Source organism: Terriglobus roseus DSM 18391 (assembly GCF_000265425.1).
GTDB classification, from domain to species: Bacteria; Acidobacteriota; Terriglobia; order Terriglobales; family Acidobacteriaceae; genus Terriglobus; species Terriglobus roseus.
The window spans coordinates 890289-912587 of the sequence record NC_018014.1 but is presented as its reverse complement, the minus strand read 5'-3'; the positions used below and the strand labels follow the sequence as shown (position 1 = coordinate 912587).

General features: G+C 60.8%; 24 protein-coding genes. 10 read left to right on the top strand and 14 right to left on the bottom strand.

The window, feature by feature from the left end:
• Positions 1 to 62 precede the first annotated feature (62 nt).
• Entirely contained in the window at positions 63 to 2375 is a 2313-nt protein-coding gene (locus TERRO_RS03975; RefSeq protein ID WP_014784715.1) for a xanthine dehydrogenase family protein molybdopterin-binding subunit, read from the top strand.
• 20 nt (positions 2376 to 2395) lie between these two features.
• Here TERRO_RS03975 and TERRO_RS03970 read toward each other — a convergent pair whose 3' ends face one another.
• Entirely contained in the window at positions 2396 to 3529 is a 1134-nt protein-coding gene (locus tag TERRO_RS03970; protein WP_014784714.1) for a YihY/virulence factor BrkB family protein, read from the bottom strand.
• 172 nt (positions 3530 to 3701) lie between these two features.
• Here TERRO_RS03970 and TERRO_RS03965 point away from each other — a divergent pair, with 172 nt between their 5' ends.
• Complete coding sequence (locus TERRO_RS03965) at positions 3702 to 4667, top strand: MBL fold metallo-hydrolase (RefSeq protein WP_014784713.1); 966 nt, start codon at positions 3702 to 3704, stop codon at positions 4665 to 4667.
• Here TERRO_RS03965 and TERRO_RS03960 read toward each other — a convergent pair.
• The 3 genes from TERRO_RS03960 to TERRO_RS03950 are packed head-to-tail and all read right to left on the bottom strand — an operon-like array spanning position 4645 to position 6594.
• Positions 4645 to 4947 carry a DUF167 domain-containing protein gene (locus TERRO_RS03960; RefSeq protein WP_014784712.1) on the bottom strand — a complete coding sequence of 101 codons (303 nt, stop codon included), beginning with the start codon at positions 4945 to 4947 and terminating at the stop codon, positions 4645 to 4647. The two genes, TERRO_RS03965 and TERRO_RS03960, sit on opposite strands and share 23 nt — an antisense overlap.
• 3 nt (positions 4948 to 4950) lie before the next feature.
• The gene (locus tag TERRO_RS03955) at positions 4951 to 5682 is read right to left on the bottom strand and encodes a YggS family pyridoxal phosphate-dependent enzyme (RefSeq protein ID WP_014784711.1); all 732 of its coding nucleotides are present in this window, start codon (positions 5680 to 5682) and stop codon (positions 4951 to 4953) included.
• Positions 5683 to 5727: 45 nt separating this feature from the next.
• Positions 5728 to 6594, bottom strand: coding sequence for an SDR family oxidoreductase (locus tag TERRO_RS03950; RefSeq protein WP_014784710.1), 867 nt, complete (start codon positions 6592 to 6594; stop codon positions 5728 to 5730).
• 87 nt (positions 6595 to 6681) lie between these two features.
• Between TERRO_RS03950 and TERRO_RS03945 the strand changes: the two genes are divergently transcribed.
• On the top strand, positions 6682 to 7251 hold the full coding sequence (locus TERRO_RS03945; RefSeq protein ID WP_014784709.1) for a TetR/AcrR family transcriptional regulator: 570 nt from the start codon (positions 6682 to 6684) through the stop codon (positions 7249 to 7251).
• A 33-nt stretch (positions 7252 to 7284) separates the two neighbouring features.
• On the opposite strand, the gene TERRO_RS03940 is transcribed toward TERRO_RS03945, so the two are convergent.
• A complete protein-coding gene (locus TERRO_RS03940) occupies positions 7285 to 7788 on the bottom strand; it encodes a DUF4188 domain-containing protein (RefSeq protein ID WP_014784708.1) in 504 nt (167 codons plus the stop codon).
• A gap of 310 nt (positions 7789 to 8098) precedes the next feature.
• Between TERRO_RS03940 and TERRO_RS03935 the strand changes: the two genes are divergently transcribed.
• Positions 8099 to 8389, top strand: coding sequence for a hypothetical protein (locus tag TERRO_RS03935; RefSeq protein WP_014784706.1), 291 nt, complete (start codon positions 8099 to 8101; stop codon positions 8387 to 8389).
• 793 nt (positions 8390 to 9182) lie between these two features.
• On the opposite strand, the gene TERRO_RS03925 is transcribed toward TERRO_RS03935, so the two are convergent.
• Positions 9183 to 9587 (bottom strand): DUF6334 family protein, encoded by a 405-nt coding sequence (locus TERRO_RS03925; protein ID WP_014784704.1) that lies wholly within the window; start codon positions 9585 to 9587, stop codon positions 9183 to 9185.
• 774 nt (positions 9588 to 10361) lie between these two features.
• Complete coding sequence (trxB, locus tag TERRO_RS03915) at positions 10362 to 11333, bottom strand: thioredoxin-disulfide reductase (RefSeq protein WP_014784702.1); 972 nt, start codon at positions 11331 to 11333, stop codon at positions 10362 to 10364.
• 165 nt (positions 11334 to 11498) lie between these two features.
• Between trxB and TERRO_RS03910 the strand changes: the two genes are divergently transcribed.
• Positions 11499 to 11981: a DUF1440 domain-containing protein gene (locus TERRO_RS03910; RefSeq protein ID WP_014784701.1), complete on the top strand. Its 483-nt coding sequence runs from the start codon at positions 11499 to 11501 to the stop codon at positions 11979 to 11981.
• An 87-nt stretch (positions 11982 to 12068) separates the two neighbouring features.
• Here TERRO_RS03910 and TERRO_RS03905 read toward each other — a convergent pair whose 3' ends face one another.
• Positions 12069 to 12863, bottom strand: coding sequence for an NIPSNAP family protein (locus TERRO_RS03905; protein ID WP_014784700.1), 795 nt, complete (start codon positions 12861 to 12863; stop codon positions 12069 to 12071).
• 119 nt (positions 12864 to 12982) lie between these two features.
• On the opposite strand from TERRO_RS03905, the gene TERRO_RS03900 reads away from it, so the two are divergent.
• Entirely contained in the window at positions 12983 to 13870 is an 888-nt protein-coding gene (locus TERRO_RS03900) for a S1/P1 nuclease (RefSeq protein ID WP_014784699.1), read from the top strand.
• A gap of 71 nt (positions 13871 to 13941) precedes the next feature.
• On the opposite strand, the gene TERRO_RS03895 is transcribed toward TERRO_RS03900, so the two are convergent.
• The 4 genes from TERRO_RS03895 to trpD form a co-directional block, all read right to left on the bottom strand.
• Positions 13942 to 14319 carry a hypothetical protein gene (locus tag TERRO_RS03895; protein ID WP_014784698.1) on the bottom strand — a complete coding sequence of 126 codons (378 nt, stop codon included), beginning with the start codon at positions 14317 to 14319 and terminating at the stop codon, positions 13942 to 13944.
• Between the two features lie 63 nt (positions 14320 to 14382).
• The gene (locus TERRO_RS03890; RefSeq protein WP_014784697.1) at positions 14383 to 14760 is read right to left on the bottom strand and encodes a DUF2147 domain-containing protein; all 378 of its coding nucleotides are present in this window, start codon (positions 14758 to 14760) and stop codon (positions 14383 to 14385) included.
• A gap of 50 nt (positions 14761 to 14810) precedes the next feature.
• Entirely contained in the window at positions 14811 to 15719 is a 909-nt protein-coding gene (locus TERRO_RS03885) for a bestrophin family protein (protein ID WP_014784696.1), read from the bottom strand.
• Entirely contained in the window at positions 15716 to 16738 is a 1023-nt protein-coding gene (trpD, locus tag TERRO_RS03880; RefSeq protein ID WP_014784695.1) for an anthranilate phosphoribosyltransferase, read from the bottom strand. The genes TERRO_RS03885 and trpD overlap by 4 nt, the downstream gene beginning before the upstream one ends.
• 208 nt (positions 16739 to 16946) lie before the next feature.
• On the opposite strand from trpD, the gene sucC reads away from it, so the two are divergent.
• The gene (gene sucC, locus TERRO_RS03875; RefSeq protein ID WP_014784694.1) at positions 16947 to 18125 is read left to right on the top strand and encodes an ADP-forming succinate--CoA ligase subunit beta; all 1179 of its coding nucleotides are present in this window, start codon (positions 16947 to 16949) and stop codon (positions 18123 to 18125) included.
• Positions 18125 to 18997, top strand: coding sequence for a succinate--CoA ligase subunit alpha (gene sucD / locus TERRO_RS03870; RefSeq protein ID WP_014784693.1), 873 nt, complete (start codon positions 18125 to 18127; stop codon positions 18995 to 18997). The genes sucC and sucD overlap by 1 nt, the downstream gene beginning before the upstream one ends.
• A gap of 69 nt (positions 18998 to 19066) precedes the next feature.
• Here the strand turns inward: sucD and TERRO_RS03865 are convergent, their stop codons facing one another.
• Positions 19067 to 19690, bottom strand: coding sequence for a hypothetical protein (locus TERRO_RS03865; RefSeq protein ID WP_014784692.1), 624 nt, complete (start codon positions 19688 to 19690; stop codon positions 19067 to 19069).
• Complete coding sequence (locus TERRO_RS21825) at positions 19691 to 20338, bottom strand: class D sortase (RefSeq protein ID WP_014784691.1); 648 nt, start codon at positions 20336 to 20338, stop codon at positions 19691 to 19693.
• A 162-nt stretch (positions 20339 to 20500) separates the two neighbouring features.
• On the opposite strand from TERRO_RS21825, the gene add reads away from it, so the two are divergent.
• A complete protein-coding gene (gene add / locus TERRO_RS03855; RefSeq protein WP_014784690.1) occupies positions 20501 to 21523 on the top strand; it encodes an adenosine deaminase in 1023 nt (340 codons plus the stop codon).
• 57 nt (positions 21524 to 21580) lie between these two features.
• On the top strand, positions 21581 to 22201 hold the full coding sequence (locus TERRO_RS03850; RefSeq protein ID WP_014784689.1) for a hypothetical protein: 621 nt from the start codon (positions 21581 to 21583) through the stop codon (positions 22199 to 22201).
• The last annotated feature ends 98 nt before the right edge of the window (positions 22202 to 22299 follow it).

Below are 22299 nucleotides of genomic sequence, written 5' to 3'. Positions count from 1 at the left end.
TCGCATCGCCGAACGTGGATCAAGTCCGCTACGATCACGCTCAGACCCGCATCCAAACAACCATGCCAGACGCAGCCATCAACAACGCCCCTGTCCGTATCGACGGCCACGCCAAAATCACCGGCCAGGGCCTCTACACCGGCGACGTTAACTGCTTCGATCGCTACCTGCATCCCGGCGAAGCCGTCAGGCCCATGCTGCACGCCGCGGTCGTCCCCGCAGGCATCGCCTTCGGACGCGTTCTGCACTTGGACACGGCCGCGGCCCAAAGACTCCCCGGCGTACGCCTGGTCATGACACCTGCGAACGCGCCCAGGCTTAAAAAGATCCGCTCGCTCCTGATGAGCGAACAGTCGAACTATCTCCCGCTGCAGGATGACAACGTTCGCTATCACGGCCAGCCCATCGCTCTCGTCGTCGCGCAGACGCCAGAGATCGCACGCGAGGCTGCAATGCTGATCAACGCGACCTACTCGCCGCAGCCCGCTCTCCTCGACTTCGAACGCAACCTCGACAAGGTGAAGCCAGCCAAGAAGGTGGGAGCAGGTTCCAAAGGCGAAGTGAAACGAGGCGATGCAGAAGCCGCATTCGCTACAGCTCCCATCAAGGTCGACGCGCACTACGAGCTTCAGCCCGCACACCACAATGCCATCGAACCCGGCGCCACCGTCGCCTACTGGCACGCACACGATGGTCTCGCCAACCGCCTCACCGTCGTCTCCGCCACGCAGTTCGTCTACGGCGACGCCGTAGCTCTCGGCGAAGCCTTCGGCCTCGGCGTCAAAGACAAGCTGCCGCGCATCGTTGCGCAGGTACTCGTCGGTAAAGAGTTCGACAGCGCCGTCCGCGTCATCGCACCACTCATCGGCGGTGGTTTCGGTTCAAAGGGCGGCGCAAACCACACCATGCTGCCCGCCATGGCCGCAAAGCTCCTCGGCCATCCTGTAAAGCTCGTACTCACCCGCCAGGACACCTTCAGCCAGATGCCCTATCGCGGCGGCGCAGACATCCGTCTTCGCCTGGGCGCAACACCCGACGGCAAGCTGACAGCGCTCGTCCAGGAAAGCCTGCTCCAGTCCTCCGAGACCGCCAGCTTCCTCGAACCAACCAGCGAAGTCACGCAACACCTCTACGCCGTCCCCAACTTCCACGCGACGCACAAGGTTCTGCGACTCAACACCAACTCCCCGGGCTGGATGCGCGCGCCCGGCGTCACCCCCGGCCAGTTCGTACTCGAAACCGCAATGGATGAACTCGCCGAGCAGTTAAGCCTCGACCCGATCGAACTCCGCCTCCGCAACTACGCGGAAGTCGATCCGGAAAGCGGTAAACAGTGGTCCAGCAAATCCCTCCGCGAGTGCTACGCACAAGGCGCAGAGCACTTCGGCTGGCACCGCCGCCAGGCCCGCAGTACAGAGCATCAAGGAGAAGAGCGAATCGGTTACGGAATGGCCACCGCCGCCTACCCCACCAATCACTTCCCCGCCACCGCCCGCCTCATCCTGCACGCCGACGGCACCGTCGTCGCACAAAGCGCCACGCAGGAGATCGGCCAGGGCGCCATCACATCCCTCTCGCAGGTCGTTGCAACCGAACTCGCGCTGCCACTTGATCGCATTCGCCTTGAGATCGGTGACACCACGCTTCCCTTCGGCGCTTTCTCCGCAGGCTCGTCCACATCCCTCTCCGTCGGCTCGGCCCTCCGCGTCGCAGCGCAGGAACTCGCCGAGCGGCTCGCACGCATCGCACGCGTCGACAAGGCCAGCCCGCTCTACCTTTGCGCGCTAAAGGACATCACCTTCCAGGGCGGCGTTCTCGCCCACCGCATCGAATCCGCCCGAAGGGACCCCGCAACCGCCGTTCTCTCCCGCGCGGGCCGCGAATCTCTCGAAGTGAAAGGCATCGCTGGCCGCACCTTCGGCAAGAGCGACTACGCCCGCATGGCCTTCGGCGCACAATTCGCACGCGTCGCCGTCAACGAGTTCACGGGCAGCGTCCGCGTCACACACATGACCGGAGCCTTCGCCGCAGGCCGCATCCTCAACGCACGAACCGCCCGCTCGCAACTCCTCGGCGGTATGGTCTGGGGAGTAGGCCACGCCCTGCTCGAAGAGAGTCTCCGAGACATCCGTCTCGGCGCCTGGGTCAACGCTAACCTTGCCGAGGCACACGTTCCCACCAACGCCGACGCACCCGACATCGAAGTCATCTTCGTACCCGAAGACGACACACGCGGCAGCGAGTTAGGCGCCAAAGGCATTGGCGAAATCGGCATCACTGGCGTCTCCGCCGCCATCGCCAACGCCATCCACAACGCAACCGGTCGCCGTCTGCGCAACCTGCCCATCACAGCCGAGCAGGTGCTCGGCCTCTAAGCCCCAAAACAAGCAGTAACCTACGAAGCCTTCCTGGCAACATTCACATCCACCCGCCCCACGGCAGAGGCCGGGGGCAGCGGGCACTCGCCATTCAGCAGCTTCTTCTCTGCCACCGCATGCTCAATCTCCGAGTTCACCTCGCCGCCCAGCAGGATCATCGCCCCCGTTAAGTAAAACCAAAGCAGCAGGATGATCACCGCACCCAGTGAGCCATAGGTCACCGAATAGCTGTTGAAGTAGTGCAGGTAGATACGCAGACCGATCGACCCGACGACCCAACCGAGCAGCCCCACGCAGCCACCTGGCGTGAACCACCGCCACTTCCGGTTTTGCACGTCCGGGCAGAAGTAATACATCACCTCGAACGACAGCACCATCAGCAGGCAGGCGATCGCCCAATAACACACGCGAAAAACCATGGCCAGCACATACGCCCCACGGAACAGGCCCTCCATGTGGTTGGCAGCCCAGTCTCCTGTAAATAGCGTCAATAAAGCCACGATCACAAGAGCTGCAACCATCAGCGTTAAGCCCATCGCCTGCAGCCTTGCCTTCCAGAAAGGACGCGTCTCCTTGACGTTGTAGACGGAGTTCAGCGTGTCCTGAATAGCAGAGATGCCCACGCTCGCAGAGAACAACGCAAACAGCAGGCCGAAGGTAACCTTACCCGTTGTGCTGGCGCTGGTCGTCTTCTGGAATGTATCGGTGACCAGGGCGAAGGCAGTGGGCGGAATCAGCTGGCCAATCTTCCCCAGCAGCTCGTAGTACAGCTTCCCACTCGACTGCGCAATCAGCCCCATCAGCGACGACATTGCAATCAACGCCGGAAAGATCGCAGAAAAGAACGAGTAAGCCAGCTGTGAAGCCCGGCCGAACAGGTTGTCCTCATCGATCCCCGTCCACGTCCGCTTCGCAACCTCCAACACCGGCACGCCCTGCAGATCCCACATGCTGCCCAGCGGCGAGTGCTGCACATGCGCCCAGGAGTTCTGCTCCAGAGCATGCAGGCTCCAGCCATTCGCATGTGCCTGCTTTGCCACATCGGCCGGCACGTTCGCTGCAGCCTTCGCACTCTGCTCACGCTCCTGCTCGCCGGTATTCGCGGCTGCGCGCTCGGTGGCCTCACGGCCCGTATTCGTGGGTTCGCTCATCGTTGCTCCGTGCTGCAACCTATTGCAGCCATTGGGGATAGGGACTCGATAGAGCGCCCGCGAAAATCGTCTACAAGCCGTTTGATGCACACACATCCCAAAATTGCCGTCTGCGCAGCCCTGCCGCCTTACGTAACCCGCATCGCACGGCGCTTTTCCACATCCAATCACTGTGAGCAATCCTAGTCCGCACCCGCCGGTTCTACGCAAGTTGCGCCAACTGTGGAGCGTCGTACGCGAGAGCCATCGCGCGCCGCTTGTCGGCAAGCCGAATCCGCCCAGGCTCGTCGACCCCGAGCAGCTCGGCATCACCTTCATCGGGCACTCGTCGTTCCTCGTGCAGATCGCCGGCCGCAACCTGCTCGTCGATCCTGTCTTCGAGACGCGGCTCGTCCTGCTCCGCCGCCAGCGCCGCCCCGGCATCCTGATCGACCACCTGCCACCCGTCGACGCTGTCTTGCTCACTCACGCGCACATGGACCACCTGAACCTGCCTTCCCTGCGCAAGATCATCCGTCACGCCACAAAGCTCACCGGCGTCGCACCGCAGGCCATCGTTCCCAAAGGCGTAGCCGACCTCGTCGAAAATCTCGGCTTCCGCAGCGTCACCGAACTCGAGTGGTGGCAGACCACCGCCCTTGACGCAGATCCCGCAGACGAACCCGTCTCCATCACGATGACGCCCGCACGCCACTGGGGCGCACGCATGTTCAAGGACACGCACCGCCAGTTCGGCGGCTACGTCATCGCCGGCGCAGGCCACAGCGTCTATCACTCCGGCGACACCGCCTACTTCGGCGGCTTCCATGAGATCGGCCAGCGCCTGCAGCCCCAGATCGCACTGCTGCCCATCGGGGCCTACTTTCCCGACAGCTATCGCGCCGTGCACACCTCACCGGAAGAAGCGCTGCAGGCCTTCCTCGACCTCGGCTCCGCAACCACCATGGTCCCCATGCACTACAACACCTTCCCGCTCGGTCGCGAGCCCATGACCGAACCGCCCATCCGGCTCGTCGCCGCAGCAAAAAAGGCCGGCATAGCCGGCCAGGTCGATGTCTTGGGCGAAGGCGAAACGATGGTGGTGAAACAGAAAGATCACAGCAGCCAGGGCCGCTCTATACGCTCTCGATCCGCATAAGCTTCGCCGTCACTTCGTCCGCGGTGACGCCAACAACGCGGACGATCTTAGAACGCGATAGCAGGCCCGAAGCAATCTCGACACTCAGTCGAGGCACGCCCAGCAGCCCGGCAAGGCAGCGAACCAGCGCATCGTTCGCCTTGCCGTCCACAGCAGGAGCCGTAAGCGCGATCTTCAGCGCATCGCCATACTCTCCCACAACGCCCTCGCGTGAAGCTCCCGGCTGCACCCGCACGGCAAAGCTCACGCCACCTTCGACGCTGCGCACCGCAAAGGCCAACGGCTAAGCCTCGTCTTCTTCATCCTTCGGCGCATACGTCCGCGTCCCAAAGATCGCCGATCCCACCCGCACGCACGTCGAACCCTCTTCAATGGCCACCGCAAAATCATGCGACATGCCCATCGAAAGCTCCGGCAACTTCATACCCGTCTCCGCCTCGGCAGCATCACGCAACTCGCGCAACTGCTTGAAGTAGGGCCGCGCATCTTCAGGATCATCGCTGTACGGCGGCACCGTCATCAGCCCGCGCACCTCGACACCATCCATCTCCTGGATGGCGTTCAGCAGGCCCGGCAGCGCATACGCCGTCACACCCTGCTTCGTCTCTTCGTCCGACAGCTTCACCTCAATCAGGATTGGCAGCACCTTGCCCACCTGGTCGCACACATCATGCAGCCGGCGAGCCACCTTCGCGCTATCCACCGCGTCCACCGCGCTGAACAGCCACGCCGCCTTGCTCGTCTTGTTGCTCTGCAGGTTGCCGATCAGGTGTACATCCATCTCGCCGACACCCTCACCCAGCAGCGAGTGCAGATCTGCACGCTTGTGCTCCCACTCCTGCACACGGTTCTCGCCAAACAGCCGCTGACCGGCGCGGAAAGCCTCCGCCACCGCGGGCGGTCCCCACGTCTTCGACACGGCAAGCAACTTCACATCCTCGGGCTGACGCCCGGCCTTGGCACACGCCGCGGCAATCTCAGCCCGCACCCGCTCCAGATTTTCTGCAATCGACATGCTTCCAGCTTATCTCGCGGCTGACTTCCCGCGAGAATTTCAGCACTACGACGACTTTCTGACCAGACCAACCTGCTTGCCGATCAGCCTGTCCAGCAGCCGCTTCGGCAACAACCGGGGCACCGTCCAGTTCTTGAACTGCTGCGGAACCACAGCGTACCGAACCTTCGGCTTACCCGCCGTCAGCGCTATATGGACGACGCGCCCGATCTCCTCCGCGGGCAGCCCCTTCTTGGCTTCCATCGCGAAGTACTCCCGGAAACGCTGCAGCAATGGACCGTAATCCGTCGCATCGAATTCCCTGTAATCGTCAGCCATTCCCTTATTCCAGATCGGCGTCAGCACCGCCCCCGGCCCCACCACGATCACATCGATGCCATACAGCATCAGCTCCCGCCGCAGACTCTCCGACATCCCCTCCAGCGCAAACTTCGAGGCAGAATACGCTCCCACAAACGGCACTCCCAACTTCCCGGAGACCGAACTGATCTGCACAATGCGCCCCGGCTCGCCCGTCCGCCCCGGCTCACTCCCCAGCAGCGGCGCAAACGCCTGCGTCACCATCATCGGCCCAACCACGTTGACCTCCATCTGCCGCCGCATCTCCGACGGCTTCAGGTGCAGCAGAGGACCAGGCACCACAATGCCCGCGTTATTCACCAGCCCTGCGAGCCGCTCCGTCCCCAGCATCTCCCGCACGCGCGCCGCGGCCTGATATACCGCAGCCTCATCCGTCACATCCGCCAGCAGCGGTACAAAGTCCCCGCCAAACTCCGCGCTCAGCCGGTCCGCATCGCTCTGCTTACGCACCGTCCCAAAGACGCGAAATCCCTTGCCAAGAAGGAACTTCGCCGTCGCCCAGCCAATACCGGTCGACGCACCCGTGATCACCACACTCCGCTTCGCACTCATGACACGCTCCAAGATGAACACTGTCCACCTTCAACGTGTTCACCGTACACCTTCGCACCGGGTGGGTCAAGATGTACAGTGATAACCATGGCGTTCCCCTCCAAGACAGACCGCGTAACCATCCTTGCGGCAGCCATCGAACAGGTTGAACTCCACGGTCTGCGAGGCCTCTCCCTGCGCTCGCTTGCAGCCTCGCTCGAACTCGCACCCAACGCGCTCTACCGCTACTTCGCCGACCGGAGCGTCCTCGAATCCGCACTCGCCAGTGAGGCTACCGCACGACTTCACGTCGCGATGCAGCGCGCGGTACGCAAAGGAACGCCCGAGCAGGCGATCCGCGGCATCGCGCGAGCCTACCTCACCTTCGCCCGCAAACACCCCAACCTCTACGAACTCCTGCTGCTTCCCTGCGACGCAGCAAGTGAAGAAGCAACGGCCCGTCAGGCTCTTGGGCTCTTCGTCACGGAATACGTCACCGCGCTCACGGGTCCCGGGCAAGCGGACGAGGCAAAGGTTGCGCTGTGGGCCTTCCTGCACGGCATGGCACAACTCGAAGCAGCCAATGTCTTCGGCGACGAAAACCCCGCCAACAGCCTCGACTTCGGCCTCAACGCCTGGATCACCGCAGCCTCCGCAGCCCATCCACGGAAACGCTGACATCGCTCCAGGACCAGCCGGGCAAAGCCAGCGTTAGCTACCGCCGGGCGCAACTCCTGACGCCCGCAGCCGCTCCGCCGCATCCTTCATCGACCCCACAGCAGGCACCATCGCCCCCGCCTTCGCCAGGCCAAACTGCGGCATATTCACGTACACCGTCTCGTAACTGCCCGGCTTCTGGAGATAACTCTCGTGATACACGCCAACCGCCGTATTCCCGCGCGCAGCCTTGTTGAACGCCGCCCACGCCGGCAGATGTTCCTTGTCCCGCGCATGCGCATACGCATGCAGTTGGTAATAGCTACGCCAATACTGCAGCGTCATCACATTGCGATCGGCCAGGTTCATAAACAACTCGGCATGCAGCAGCCCCAGCTCCGGCTGCCGAAACAGCTCCTGCAACATACGAGGCATGGCCCGCGACACCGGTAACCACTTGTTCACGGCCAGCAAATTGTTGATCCGCATGCCAATCACGAAGACAACAAACTCGCCCTCCATCGTCCCTGCAAAGCGTCCCGCTTCAATCTTGGCCATCCCAGCCCTCCAACAACATCTACATGATGCTCCGCCACCTGGTCCTTGCGTAGAGAAGAGCATCATCCAGATGGCATGACAAACGTCATGAATCGCGGAGCCAACCACAATGATCGCGAGAGCTACTACTTCCGAAAACCCCACTCTGCGGAAGCCACGGAATTCGATACAGCTAACCAGTCAGGTTTCCTTAATTGTTCGGGGCTTCCGAGTCGTACGCGGTTGCAGCTGCTTGCTCTTAAGGGAACGCGCACGGCAAATGCAATGATCCGGAACGGTTGTCGAGCGCGCCTGCATCCTAACAACGAGAATGAAGAATCCCCTTAAGACCTACACGTCGCCATGGGAAGGGCGGCTGATCCTTGCTTGCCAGAAGTGCCAGAAGAAGTTGAAGGGCAACGATGACCTGCATGCGCTCGCAAAGCTTGCGAAAACCGTAAAGAGATACAACAAGCTACATCCCACGAAGACTCTGGAGATAGTCAACGTACCGTGCATGGACCTGTGTCCCAAGAACGGCGTGGCGGTCTGTGACCCTTGCAACCCCCTGCGGCTCTCGATTCTGAGGTCCGCAGAAGACATCGAACGACTCGAACGATGACCGAATCGGCGCCGACGCAGATTTCAGCCAGAGCTCCGGCGGCACAGTTTCCGAAAACCCGACTTTTGAGGAACACGTCAGGTTCTTGGCGATACACTTCGGCCAGATGAAATCAAGCCTGGATGGTTAATGCTAGGCGCGTCTGTCTTATCGTTTGGATACTGTTTCGCGCAAGAAGTCGTTCCGCGGGCATGTTGGTCCCATGATCAGTAAAACAACGCCAATACGGCCGAGGAAACGATGGCAAGGCAGAGGGCTCTGAATTTAGTCCAATTCAAAGTGGGGAGATCGGGCCTTTGAGTGAAGAGAAACTGAATTCAGTATTCGCGGTCTGGCATAGACACGAAGTAGGCACAGCATCCGACGAGAAGTTGATTGGTGTGTACGCTAGTGTCCCAGAGGCAGAGGCAGCTATAGCTCGGGTTGCGAATAAGCCAGGCTTCCGCGATACGATGAGTGGGTTTGAAATACAAGAGTACGTTATCGGGCGAGATGGGTGGACAGAAGGATTCATTTCTGAAGATGAAGCGCTTGAGTGATCTGAATCACCGGCAAAGAACGGGACACAGAATCACTACGCTGCTCACTTCGACGGATGATGGTGAGACCAGCCTGCCAGACGTTTCGCCTATCGACCAATGGTGGAATCCGCTCAGTTGGTTTGTTCGCAGCCGAAAACGATCATCGTATCTTTAACGCCCGTCGCACCCTGAAATGGGATCCTGCGCCTCCACAAAACGGGGTTTTCGGCAACTCCGAGTTCGCTGTTTCCGAAAACCCGACTTTCGAGGAGCTAAGCCCCCTTGTGACTACCAATAGGTTCAGCTGCGCCAATCCGATGTATTTTGATTGAAGATGCCATCACTTCTAACATCACTTGCGGAGTGATTCCGTCGAAACCTAGTAGCACCACATCACGATAGCCCTGTTGATTTGTGGCGACCCAGCTCCAGCCGAACGGCTGACCCACGAAACCTTGCCAGAGATCAGATGAACTAAGGTCCACACACTCATCCGCTTTTAGCGTTGCGCCTGCATTCACGCTGATCGTGTCATCTTCCTCATTCACTTGGATCAGCAAGGTACCCTTTTCGAAGACAAGCCAAATAGCTTCCGGCTCGTCTTGCCCACTGCGCCAAAGAACCTTGGAAAGCCGTTGACCTTCGATGGAGTGAAAGGCGTCTAGATAAGCTTGCATAGCTCATCTTCCCATGCGAGCGTGTCATTTCGCGCAAAACGGTGTTTTCGGCAACTCCCGACGCTCTGTTTCCGAAAACCCGACTTTTCGGGAACTGGCAGCCGAAGGGTTTGCGACAACATTTCGGTGATTTACTGGAGCACCAAAGCTAACGTGCGCAGCGCCCTACCTGCCCACGACTCCGTGTCCCTCACCTGTGCGATAGGTCCTGAGATGGTGGCGTAGACGGCCAAATGGGACCAGACGAAATAGCAGTGCAGCCATGCAGTCTCTCCCTCCAAAGTCTCGGCGCACTCCTGATCTACCGATGAATCCGCACAGCGATCGCAGGGTCTGGAGGTCCACTCGGCATTACCCTTTTCCATCCGTTCCTCAAGCCGTCGTCGCGCGGTCACCTGGTTGCCATGTGTGCGCTGATGGCTTGAGAGTTGCAACAAGAGTGGCTCACCGCTCCGCCAGAAACTCACCGGAAGACCGTCCACATCGCGAACGATGTCGTCGGGCAGCTGAAGCTGATAGCTGGACGAGGGGCGGATAATCATTCGGTTAGTCTCTCAAAGCCTCCTATAGGCTATCGTTTCGTGAAAAACGGCGTTATCGGAAACTACCGAGGTTGTGCGACGTCAGGTGCGTGGAAACTATCGTTAAGTAAGTTTTCGGATCCGCTGTACTACCGCGAAGCCGCCCGATTCATCCGAAAACATCGGCACAAAAAGAAAAACCCACATCTCAAGATCGAGACGTGGGGTCATCCTTAAAAACAAAGCCACGAACTTACCGTCCGTGCTCTTCCAGATACTTCTCCACTTCAAGTGCAGCCATGCAGCCCGTACCGGCAGCCGTAATCGCCTGCCGATACCGACGGTCCTGGACATCACCCGCGCAGAACACGCCAGGGATCACCTTGCCGTCCTTCGTCGTAAAGACGTTCTCCGTGCTCTTGATATAGCCATCCTCATCCAGGTCCATCTGCCCCTCGAAGAACTTGGCATTCGGAGTGTGCCCGATACCCAGGAAGAAGCCGCTCAACGCAATCTCACTCACTTCGCCGCTGACGGAGTTGCGGATACGAATCCCGCGCACTTCCTTCTCCTCCACGCCGAGCACCTCTTCGACGATGGTGTTCGTCAGGAACTCGATCTGCGGATGCGCCATCGCGCGGTCCAGCATGATCTTGCTCGCGCGAAACTGTGCTGACCGGTGGATCAGGTACACCTTCGTTGCAAAGCGCGTCAGGAACATCGCCTCTTCCATCGCCGAGTCGCCGCCACCGATGACGCAGATGACCTTGCCCGAGAAGAAGAAACCATCGCACGTCGCGCACGACGACACGCCATGGCCGATCAGCGCCTGCTCGCTCGGCAGCCCCAGCCAGCGCGCGCTGGCGCCCGAAGCGACGATCAGCGTCCGCGTGTGGACGATCTTGTGGCCAAAGTTCAGTTCAATCGGCGACTTCGACAGATCGGCGCTCACCAGGTGGCCCATCTCCATCTCCGCGCCAAACTTCTCGGCCTGCTTGCGCATGTTTTCGACCAATTCTGGTCCTTGCACGCCATCCGGCCAGCCGGGGAAGTTCTCCACCAGCGTTGTGATCGAGAGCTGGCCGCCGGGCTCGTGGCCCTCGATCACCAGCGGTTTCAGGTTGGAGCGCGCCGCATAGATGGCAGCGGTCAGGCCGCTGCAGCCGGAGCCGAGGATGACGTTGTCGCGTGTCGTGCTGGGAATCGAAGAGGTGGGGTTCGACATGGTGTCCGATCTGAAGGTCTTGCCTGCGTTTGATGCATCTTGCACCGCGCACTTGCGCCGCGGGCAGGCAGCCCTCATTCTAAATGCGCCAACTCACGAAAGGATTCAACCCGCCCGCCCGGCGCAGACCACCCAAGCCCCGGCCGCCGCGTCCCATTGCCTGCTATGACCAAGACTCTGAAGCCTTTGCCCGATACGACGAAGAACCTGCTGAAGGGCGCGCTCGCCGGCCTCGTTGGCGGCCTCATCGCCACAGCCGCCAAGTCTGCCGCTGAAAAGCTCTACCCGCCACGCACCCACGGCGAACCCGAGCCGCCGGCAGTTCTCGCCGAAAAACTCGGCCAGCCAAAGCGCGAAACCACCGAAAAGAAGGTCGTCGAAGAAGGCATCCACTGGACCTTCGGCGCACTCGCCGGCGCGGCCTACGGCGTCATGGCCGAACTCTACCCGGCAGTCACCGCAAAGAACGGCGCCACCTTCGGCATCGCCCTCATGTCCATCACCCACGAAGGCGCCCTGCCCGCCCTCGGTCTCTCCGCAACACCCGAAGATCAGGAACCCCGCGAAAAGCGCAGCGAGATGGCCACCCACGTCGTCTACGGCATCGTCTGCGAAACCGTCCGGGGAGTCGTTCGCAAAGCACTGTAAACGCTTCGTCACACAAAAGGGATCTGCCCGCCTCAGCGTTTTACCGAGGAAGGTAGATCCCTTTTCCTGTCTTGAAGCAACAAAGAGCTAGACCTGCGAATAGGCGGTCGGCGTCAGCACCAGGTTATCGATACGCGAAACGGTCGGTTCGCTGGCATAGCGAGGATTCGTCGACAGCTTCTTCCAGTCGGGGTGCGAGATGAAGTTCTTCCAGGTCTCGTCCATCGCAGCCAGATCCTTGTGCGCCAGCATGTACGTCAGGCTCGGCAGATCCGGCCCAATCAAATTGTCACCATAGAAGACCGACTTCGCGCCCGCTTCACCAAAGATCCGGAACTCACCCTGGTGGAACATCTCCACCTTCCGCTCATGCGCTGCATAGGTCGGGCTGACGTACGTACGAATCTGAACGATGTGCGGCTCCTTCGCCGGCACGACCAACTGTGGGAAGCCTTCAAAGCCGAGCGAAACCGTGCTCGTCACCGTCAGGAACGGAGGCGCAGTCGCGGGAGCAGACCAGAATGGCGCAGCCGCCGCAACAAAGGCAGCATCCTTCGCCAGGTTCAGATCCAGCATCGCCAGCGCGGTCAGATCGCTGCCCGGGATCAGCACAAACATCGTCGGCGTACCGTCGCCATAGGTCAGGTTGAAGACGCCGACCGGACCGAGTCCCATCCGGGTCAGCGCGGGGATCAAAGCCTCGCTGAAATATTTATTCGCAGCCGCGCTGAACGGCGCGCCCTGCTGCAGCTTGTAGCGGCGCAGTAAAAAGTAGCTGCGAGCTCCCTTTGCGGCAGGCGCCTGCGCCTCAGCCATGTTCGTGGAAATACCTGCGGCGGCTGCCATGGCGGCAGTGCCTTTTAACCAGTCGCGGCGGTTCATAACGGTCTCCTGATCCATTTCTTGTGCGGGAGAAGTGTATCTGGCCCGAACAACAGATTGAAACGATTCAAATCGCGGCATTCTGCGCCCCGTAACACCCCGGCATTATCCTTAAAATCATGCGAAAGCTTCTTGCCGTCCTTGCCTCATCCGCGCTCCTTGCTGCCACGCTCGCACCGCCCGTCGCATCCGCCTGGTGGGAAAAAGGACACCGCCTCGTAGGCCAGATCGCCTGGGATCACCTCACGCCCGTCGCCCGCCGCAACGTAAAAGCCTTGCTGGGCAAGGAATCCCTCTCTGACGTAGCCGCATGGGCCGACGTCTATCGCCCCCTGGTGACGCAGACCGGCGGCTGGCACTACACCGACATCCCCGGCGACAAGACCACCTACGACCGCGACCGCGACTGCCCCACCCAGCCCGGCGTCAAGCCCGGCAGCTACAACGACAAGGTGCGCGACTGCGCCACCGACCGCATCCTCTTTTTCGAGAGCCGCATCGCAGACCCCAAGCTGGACCCCAGCGAACGCGCCGAATCGCTCAAGTTCCTCGTCCACTTCGTCGGCGACATCCACCAGCCCTTCCACGCATCCGGCGTAGAAAAGGGCGGCAACGGCATTCAGGTGAAGGCCTTCGGCCAGGAGAGCTGCGGCAGCAACGCCAACAGCAAGTGCAACCTGCACGCCGTCTGGGACGGTTACCTCATCGACCGCCGCAACCTCACCGACGCGCAGTACCTCGCAAAGCTTGAGGGCGAGATCCGCAAAGAACGCCTGATCGCCGGCAGCAACAATCCCATCGCTTGGACCGAGCAGTCGAAGATCCTCAGCGACGCCGCCATCGTGCCCACCGGCACGAATCTCGACGAAGCCTACTACGACAAGAACATCCCGCTGATTGATCGCCAGCTTGAGCTCGGCGGTCTGCGATTGGCAGCAGCCCTGAACGCAGCCTTCACCGCGCCACCGACGACCTTTCATCCGGTCAATCCAGAGAGAGCAAAGTAACTTCCCGCAAGGGAGAAATCAAAAGGGCCGGCGCATCAAGCGCCGGCCCTTCGTCTTGCCTTATGAACTTTTTACTTCGCGGCTTTCTTCGATGTGAAGCTGCCGTCAACGTTGAACGGATCCACCCCCATGGTGCCGGTGATGGCGCCATCAGTACCGAGCTTGCCCGTGTACGTAATGATGAAGTCCGTGCCCTGGTAGTTCCCGCCATGCTGCCACGTCACAGTCTCTTCCTTGACCGTGCCGGTAGTCGGATACGCCTTGCCGTCCACCAGGCAGCTACCCGCAATCTTCGCATCCGCATCCTGCGTGAAGGTGCAGGTCTCCACAACAGAAACACCCGAGACCTCACCCGTGGTGGACCAGATGCCAGCAGCATTTGCCGGCGATGCGGCCCGGGCGGCCAGCGGAGCTGCAATCAGCACCGCGCATGCAATCCAATACTTCATGTGTTTGCTCCCCTCGAAATAGCGTTGCGATCAATAGAACGGCACAAACCGCTCAATAGTTCCTTACTTTCCAACCTTCTTCATGGCGAAAGCGCCACCCGCATTCAGCGGCTGAATATCAACGGATCCCGTGATGGAAGTGGGCTCATCCAGCTTGCCGAAAAATGAGACGGTCATGTCTTCCTGCTGGTAGTTCGCCGGATGCGAAAAGTTAACGCTGGTTCCCGCCACCTTCCCCGTCAGCTTGAACTTACCGCCCGAGGTCTCGCAGATGCCACCGAGCACACCGTCCGCAGTCTCGGTCATGTGGCACGTCTCGTTCACGGCAATGCCTTGCACCTCCGTCTGCGTGGTCCAGGTACCGGCAATATCAGACGGCGCCTGCGCGAACAACGACGACGAGGCACACACAAGGGCGGCAACTAGGAAGAAGCGCTTCAAAGGAAACTCCTGGCAGTGCTGGGATCAACACCAATGTATCGCAGAGCCCGCTACTGCAGGACGGATCGCACCGGCTCCAGCGCATTCGGAATCTTCGACTCGCCCACAGTCTCCAGCAGGCTGATCTCCACGGTACGCGCCATCGCCGTCAACGGCAGCGCATTCAGCCACTCGCCGAATGGCTCCTGCAACTCGTCCCCCAGCGCATCCAGTCCGAAGAACGCGTATGCCACGACAGCAGAAAACAACGGTGTCGCATAGCGCAACGTTCCCACCAACCCAAACGGCAGCAGGAAACAAAACGCATACGCCGTCCGATGGAGCAGCAGCGTGTAAGGAAACGGCGTCGGCGTGCCCTTGATGCGCTCGCACGCCACCTGCATCGCCGCAAACGAGCTCAGCCGTTCGTCCAGCCGCAGGTAGAACATCTCCCCAAACTCGCCCGCCGCAAACATCGCTCCGGTCTCCGCAGCAATCCCCCGCAGCAATGCATCCGGAACATTGCCCGTCGCCCGGGACGAATCCCAGTCCGGAACGTAGAGAGCCACTTCACGCGACATCGGACGACCGCGCAGATGAGCCATCAGCGCATAGACATAGCCGATGGCACGCCGCACCACACGCACCCTCCGCACACGATCGCCGCCCGGTGTCTCGATCAGCAGCCGCGCAAATGAGCGCATCTCGCCGATCAGCGCGCCAAGCTGGCGCCGCGCCTCCCACCACCGGTCATAGCAGGCGCTGTTGCGAAAGCCCAGGAAGATCGACAGTGCAATGCCCAGCAGCGTGAACGGAGCCACATTGAAAGTGTGAAAGGCCGCCGGAAAGCGTTCCGCAGCAAGCACCACGCATGATGAGAAAACAGCCGTGACCAGAAGGAGCGGCCAGATGCGGCTGAGAATCGACAGGCGCCAAATGCCGATCAACTCCCACCCGCGCGGCCTGCTGCGGACGATCATGCGTGCGCGCCTGCCAACTGATCCAGCAGCCGCACGACACGCCCGCTGTCGATGGCCGCTGCCGCTGCTGCCACCCCCGCGTGTAAATCGACGGCAACGCCCGACACCATCAGAACCGCAGCCGCATTCAGCAGAACGATGTCACGCGCGGGTCCAACCTCACCCGCAAAGATGCCGCGAAGGATCGCCGCATTCTGCTCTGCATCCCCACCCGCAAGTGCATCCTGGGACCGTGTGAGCCCGGCATCTTCCGGAGTCACAGTAAACTGCCGCACCTCGACGCCCTTCACCTCGGCGACGATACTCTCCCCACTCAGGGAAAGCTCATCCAGCCCACTCAAACCATGCACCACCAGTGCATGCTGCATGTGGCCGCTGAACGCCAGCGCATCCGCCACCAGTGCCACAGCCTGCGCGGAGTAGACACCAATCACCTGCCGCCGAGCCCCCGCAGGGTTCGTCATCGGCCCCAGCAGATTAAAAACAGTGCGGAACGGCAAGGCACGCCGCACCGGCGCCACAACCTTCATAGCCGGATGCATGCGCGGCGCCAGCAGAAACGCAAAGCCATCACGACGCAGCGTCTCCGCGGCCGACTCGGGGGTGTGCTCCGTCGGAATGCCAAGCGCGCCCAGAACATCAGCCGATCCACAGCGCGACGTCACCGCACGATTGCCATGCTTCGCAATGCGAGCGCCCGCCGCAGCCGCCACCAGCGCCACCGCCGTCGAGATGTTGAACGTCCCGCTGCCATCGCCGCCGGTTCCGCAGGTATCGACGAGCGTGTCACGCTCTGCGTCGGTCAGCGGCAGCTTCAGCGCAGCACCACGCATGGCATCGCTGAAGCCCGCGAGCTCCGCAGACGTCTCGCCACGCTCATGCAGCGCACTCAGCAGCGCTGACATCTCGTTCTCGCTGAACTCGCCCTCCAGCAGCGCAGACATCAGCGCGCGCGCGTCATCGAATACGAGTGCGTCGCCACCGTCCACCACGCCCTGCAGAAGTTCAACCGGCTCCATAGATCCTCAGCATTTAAAGGTAAATGGTTCGCGAAATTCGGCTCGCGCAGTGGCATGAAAGCCGCATAAAACCGTCCAATCTGCATCCGTGCCGCCACCGTAACACCGGACGGTAAACGCACAACCGTGCGGTATCCATTTACTGCCGTCACCCGCGTCCGCTACCATTCCCTTGTCTTTAGATCGCTGTCCCGGAGTTTGCCACCAGATGAAGATTCACGAATATCAGGCGAAGGAAATCCTCCGCAAATACGGCGTCCCCGTGCCCGAAGGCGAGATGGTCACGACGCTGGAAGATGCAGACCGCGCCGCCAAGCAGCTCTTCTCCGCCGGCAACGCAGTCGTTGTCATCAAGGCGCAGATCCACGCAGGCGGCCGCGGTAAGGGTGGTGGCGTTAAGGTCACTAAGACCCTGGACGACGCCAACGCCGCATCCAAGGCCATCCTGGGCATGCAGCTGATCACCCACCAGACCGGTCCGCAGGGCCAGAAGGTACAGCGTCTGCTGGTCGAGGCTGGTTCCGCCATCGAGCGCGAACTCTACCTCGGCATCACCCTGGACCGCCTCAACGGCAAGCTGACCTTCATGGCATCGCAGGCCGGCGGTATGGAAATTGAAGAAGTTGCCGCTGAGAATCCGGACGCGATCTACAAGGAAGCGATCGAGCCCGCGCTCGGTCTGCAGCCCTGGCAGGCACGCAACCTGGCCTTCAAGCTGGGCCTGAAGCCGACACAGATCAACGCCGCCGTCACCTTCATGCTGGGTCTATATAAGGCTTACGTTGAAACCGACTGCTCCCTGCTTGAGATCAACCCCTTCATCACCACGAAGGACGACAAGCTGGCCGCGCTGGACTGCAAGATCAACTTCGACGACAACGCGATGTACCGCCACAAGGACCTGAAGGAACTGCGCGACGTTGCGGAAGAAGATCCGCTCGAAGTAGAAGCCTCCAAAGATTCGCTCAACTACATCAAGCTCGACGGTTCGATCGCCTGCATGGTGAACGGCGCCGGTCTTGCCATGGCAACGATGGACATCATCCAGTACAGCGGCGGATCGCCGGCGAACTTCCTGGATGTGGGCGGCGGTGCGAACCAGCAGCAGATTGAAGCTGCCTTCGCCATCCTGCTTGCCGACCCCAACGTCAAGGCCATCTTCATCAACATCTTCGGCGGCATCCTGCGCGTAGACGTGCTGGCAACGGCCGTCGTCGCCGCGGCTCGCAACCTGAACGTCACCCTCCCGCTCATCCTTCGCCTCGAAGGAACGAACGTCGAGGAAGGCCGTCAGATCCTTGCTGAGTCCGGCCTGAAGTACGCAGTAGGTGCAACGATGGCGGAAGCCGCAAAGCTGGCAGTTGAAGCAGCGAAGGGAGCCAAGTAATGGCAGTTCTCGTTAATAACGACACGCGGCTCATCGTTCAGGGCATCACCGGCCGCGAAGGTACGTATCACGCCAAGGGTTGCCAGGATTATGGCACCAAGGTCGTCGGCGGCGTAACGCCCGGCAAGGGCGGCACCACCCACGAGGGCTGGCCTGTCTTCAACACGGTCGAAGAAGCTGTCGCAGCGACCGGCGCGAACGCAACCATGATCTTCGTTCCGCCGCCATTCGCTGCGGACGGCATCATGGAAGCCGTTGCCGCGAACCTGCCGCTCGTCGTCTGCATCACCGAAGGCATTCCGATCCTGGACATGGTTAAGGTGTGGTCGGTCGTGAAGGACTCGAAGTCTGTCCTGATCGGACCCAACTGCCCCGGCGTCATCTCGCCCGGCATGGCAAAGATCGGCATCATGCCCGGCCGCATCCATATGCAGGGCAAGGTCGGCATCGTGTCGCGCTCGGGCACGCTGACCTATGAGGCCGTGCACCAGCTCACGCAGCGCGGCATCGGCCAGTCGACCGCCATCGGCATCGGTGGCGATCCCATCATCGGCACCAAGCACATCGACGCCATCAAGCTCCTCAACGAAGACCCCGATACCGAAGCGATCGTCATGATCGGCGAGATCGGTGGCACCAACGAAGAGATCGCGGCAGAGTACATCAAGGCTCACGTGAAGAAGCCCGTCGTCGGCTTCATCGCAGGCCAGACGGCACCTCCGGGACGCCGCATGGGCCACGCCGGCGCCATCATCAGCGGCGGCGAAGGCACTGCGGAAAGCAAGATGGAAGCCATGACCGCTGCAGGCATCCACGTCGTCAAGTCGCCTGCTGATATCGGCGAGATGATGGCAAAGGTCCTCGGCAAGTAACTCGCAAAGCAAACAGGAAAAAGGCCAGAGCGCATAAGCGACTCTGGCCTTTTCTTATTGCCGCGTGACTTACGCGTTGCGGCGCTTCGCCTTCAGCGTGTAACCAACCGCCAGCAACAGGCCACCAAGCAGGCCATAGGTCGGCAGGTTGGTGCCCGAATCCGGCTGCTCCAGGTTGGGCTGCTGATAGAACGCCAGCTTGCCGCTCAGTTCAGGCGCCTTCACAGCGTTCATCGGACGGTTGTCGCCGTCGGTGCGGATGCTGACCAGCGTCAGGTCGACCGTGTCGCCAACCTTGGTGCCCGCAGGGACGCCCTCGGCCATGGTGATCTCCTTCGAGTCATCCTCGACCTTCACGACCATCTTGTTCGGCGGCGACAGGCTGATCACCTTAGCCTTAACGACCGACGCATCATCGACCACCTTGCCGCCCGTAAGGCCGCCCGTGATGGTCATGCCGGCCTTCAGGCCAGACACTGCCACATCACCGGCTGCCGTCTTTACCTTGTCGCCGGCACCCAGCATGTAGCCATAGTCCAGTTCGTTCTTCATGTTCTTCACAACCACCTGGCCGCCCGAAACGTACACGACGGTGGCAGTATCTTCCGCATGGGCAGCGGCGGCGAGCAGCGGAAAGGCAATGGCGGCGGTGACGGCAAGCTTGCATGCGGAAACGGAAAACAGGCGGGTCATTTATCTCTCCAGGGAGGGTGCGGCTGTGTTGGTCGAAAGCAGTGAAGTCGAGAGCAGGGACGCGCGCACGATGTACCGTTGCGGCGCCGGCCCGAGGTAGAAGAAGGGGTAGCAAGTAACCAGCGTCAGCACAGGCTTCGCCGTCGGCTGTAACGAAGACACGTCACGCGGCGAGACGACCTGCAGCTGCTCCACTTGGTAAACGTCCGTGCCCTGCGCGGTACTCATCTCAATGCGGTCGCCCACACGCACATCTTTCAAATGGCGGAAGTAGCCATCACGATGGCTGGCAAGCGCCACATTCCCCGCGCCGCCCGGACTCGCCGTGCCTTCAATGTGTCCGGCGCCAAGATTCATCACCAGCTTCGAAGTCCCCTCCATCACGGGCACTTCGATACCAACACGCGGAATACGAAGCACAGCCGTCGCCGGTGGCGCGGCAACCTTCAGAGCATCGCGATACGCAGCAACTCGCCCCGGTGCCCAAGCCATCGTCTCCGCATGGTGCGCCTGAAAACGCGCCAGCACCACATGCGAAAAGACCAGCCCATACACCATCGGAACGCACCAGAAACCGAGCAGCACCGTTCCGGCCAGCATGCAGATGCGGCTAATCCACTGCGTCGTCGATACGCGAACACTCTGCATACGGGAACAGATCTCCGTGCGGTGCGTTAGGACAAATATTTAACTGAAGAGGACGTCTCCATTCTTTCATTACTTCCGTGTGAATTGGCAAACGAAACGCATCGCCCGGCCGGATTTTGCTCCTGCGCGAAAAATTCCATTGCCATGGTTCACACTAGAACGATGAAGCAGATGACCATCACGCCGCGCGAATGGCTGCGCGGCCTTCCAAAGTGTGAATTGCATCTCCACCTGGAAGGCACCATCGTGCCCGAGACGCTCGTGAAGCTCTCCCAGCGCCACGACGCCGAGCCGCTAACGCTGGAAGCGGCCCGCGCGCTCTACGTCTACGACAACTTCCTCGGCTTCCTCATGGCCTTCAAGGCCGTCAGCGAACGTCTGCAGACGCCGGAAGACTACGAACTCATCACCTACGAGATGATCCATCGCCTCAGCGAACAGGGCGTGCGCCACGCTGAGGTCTACATCTCCTACGGCATCATCCTCCGCTTCAAGACGCAGCTCACCGTCGAAGACGTCACCGCAGCCATCGAGCGCGGACGCGTCCGCGGCGAGCAGGACTTCGGCACCACCGTCATCTGGCTCATCGATGCCGTGCGGCACTTCGGCGTGGAGGAGGCAGCCATCGTCTTCACCAAGGCCGCCGAGCTCTCCAAAATCTACCCAAGCATCGTCGGCATCGGTATCGGCGGCGATGAAGCACGGGGCCCCGCGCAGGATTTCAAAGGCATCTACGAAGAAGCCAAGGCCGCCGGCCTGCACCTGACCGCGCACGCCGGTGAGAACGTCTCCGCGCAAAGCATCTGGGCAGCCATCAACATCGGCGCAGAACGCATCGGCCACGCTCTCTCTGCCGTGGACGATCCGGAGCTACTCGATATCCTCGCCGAGAAGCAGATCCCGCTGGAACTCAACGTCACCAGCAATCTGCGCACAGGGTGTTGCAGCAGCATGGAAGCGCACCCCGTGCGCCACTACTTCGAGCGAGGCCTGATGATCACGCTCAACTCCGACGATCCACCCATGTTTGGCGCAGATCTGCTCGACGAGTACGAGACCGTTCACCGCGAATTCGAATTCACCTTCGAACAGATGCGCGAGATCGCCGGCAACTCCGTCGAAGCCAGCTTTCTGCCACCGATGCAAAAGCTGAAGTTACTCGCCGAAGTAGAGCAGTATCGGTAAGACCTTCCTCCGACCAACGTAGTCTGTGCGATACGCTTCAAGCCAGAAGGTGCCTCAATGTCGGCAGGAAGAAGATATGTGATTGCAACGCTCTTCGTCGTGGGTTGCTCATCCGTCACTGCGAGCAGCCTGCGCGCGCAGTCACTCTCTTCCCTGCACATCGGCGACGCGTCAGCAAAGCTCTCTGCCCTAGGGAAACCGGCATCCTCCGAACCTTCCAACGACAGAATGGTACAGCGCTGGACGCTGCCCAACGGAAACGACCTCTCGGCAACGACAGATAAGAACAACCGCATCGTCTACCTGGAATCCGATTGGAACCGCACCGATGCCGGCACCGGTTGCGATCTGCCGTGGATGCACTTTGGCTCGACCACACTCGCCGAAATACGCACGCACTTTGGAAGTAACGGCTTCGCCTTCAAAGGTCAGGCAGGCCAGTTACTCGCAGAAGATGGCGCCGTTCTGCTCAACTCATACGAGGTGGGTGACACCGTCATCACCTTTTACAACAAGGTGAGTAACGCAGAGATTGCAAAGCTGGATCCGGCAGGCCAGAGCACCTTCGCAGACCACGCAAGGCTCGATGCAATCTCCATCGCGTCGCAGAGCTACGCGCAGTCCGAGTGGGGCGGGCGCGTCTATGACCCGCACTACAAGAAAGTCGATTGGAAGTAACGATCACCCGGCTTCACAGGAATGATCGTTCTGATTTGCTACAGTCTCAGCAAAAAGCGCCGCCATAGCCGCGCGAACAAACCTTTCATCCGATAACT

Excerpts from the sequence above, each read along its gene's own strand:
- TERRO_RS03935 (WP_014784706.1), top strand. The coding sequence starts at position 8,099 with ATGAAGAATCCCCTTAAGACCTACACGTCGCCATGGGAAGGGCGGCTG.
- trpD (WP_014784695.1), bottom strand. The coding sequence starts at position 16,738 with ATGGAGCCGGTTGAACTTCTGCAGGGCGTGGTGGACGGTGGCGACGCA.
- TERRO_RS03950 (WP_014784710.1), bottom strand. The coding sequence starts at position 6,594 with ATGAGTGCGAAGCGGAGTGTGGTGATCACGGGTGCGTCGACCGGTATT.
- TERRO_RS03865 (WP_014784692.1), bottom strand. The coding sequence starts at position 19,690 with ATGACCCGCCTGTTTTCCGTTTCCGCATGCAAGCTTGCCGTCACCGCC.
- TERRO_RS03955 (WP_014784711.1), bottom strand. The coding sequence starts at position 5,682 with ATGTCGATTGCAGAAAATCTGGAGCGGGTGCGGGCTGAGATTGCCGCG.
- sucC (WP_014784694.1), top strand. The coding sequence starts at position 16,947 with ATGAAGATTCACGAATATCAGGCGAAGGAAATCCTCCGCAAATACGGC.
- TERRO_RS03970 (WP_014784714.1), bottom strand. The coding sequence starts at position 3,529 with ATGAGCGAACCCACGAATACGGGCCGTGAGGCCACCGAGCGCGCAGCC.
- TERRO_RS03975 (WP_014784715.1), top strand. The coding sequence starts at position 63 with ATGCCAGACGCAGCCATCAACAACGCCCCTGTCCGTATCGACGGCCAC.
- add (WP_014784690.1), top strand. The coding sequence starts at position 20,501 with ATGAAGCAGATGACCATCACGCCGCGCGAATGGCTGCGCGGCCTTCCA.
- TERRO_RS03910 (WP_014784701.1), top strand. The coding sequence starts at position 11,499 with ATGACCAAGACTCTGAAGCCTTTGCCCGATACGACGAAGAACCTGCTG.
- TERRO_RS03885 (WP_014784696.1), bottom strand. The coding sequence starts at position 15,719 with ATGATCGTCCGCAGCAGGCCGCGCGGGTGGGAGTTGATCGGCATTTGG.
- TERRO_RS03925 (WP_014784704.1), bottom strand. The coding sequence starts at position 9,587 with ATGCAAGCTTATCTAGACGCCTTTCACTCCATCGAAGGTCAACGGCTT.
- trxB (WP_014784702.1), bottom strand. The coding sequence starts at position 11,333 with ATGTCGAACCCCACCTCTTCGATTCCCAGCACGACACGCGACAACGTC.
- TERRO_RS03940 (WP_014784708.1), bottom strand. The coding sequence starts at position 7,788 with ATGGCCAAGATTGAAGCGGGACGCTTTGCAGGGACGATGGAGGGCGAG.
- TERRO_RS03905 (WP_014784700.1), bottom strand. The coding sequence starts at position 12,863 with ATGAACCGCCGCGACTGGTTAAAAGGCACTGCCGCCATGGCAGCCGCC.
- TERRO_RS03895 (WP_014784698.1), bottom strand. The coding sequence starts at position 14,319 with ATGAAGTATTGGATTGCATGCGCGGTGCTGATTGCAGCTCCGCTGGCC.
- TERRO_RS21825 (WP_014784691.1), bottom strand. The coding sequence starts at position 20,338 with ATGCAGAGTGTTCGCGTATCGACGACGCAGTGGATTAGCCGCATCTGC.
- sucD (WP_014784693.1), top strand. The coding sequence starts at position 18,125 with ATGGCAGTTCTCGTTAATAACGACACGCGGCTCATCGTTCAGGGCATC.
- TERRO_RS03900 (WP_014784699.1), top strand. The coding sequence starts at position 12,983 with ATGCGAAAGCTTCTTGCCGTCCTTGCCTCATCCGCGCTCCTTGCTGCC.
- TERRO_RS03850 (WP_014784689.1), top strand. The coding sequence starts at position 21,581 with ATGTCGGCAGGAAGAAGATATGTGATTGCAACGCTCTTCGTCGTGGGT.
- TERRO_RS03945 (WP_014784709.1), top strand. The coding sequence starts at position 6,682 with ATGGCGTTCCCCTCCAAGACAGACCGCGTAACCATCCTTGCGGCAGCC.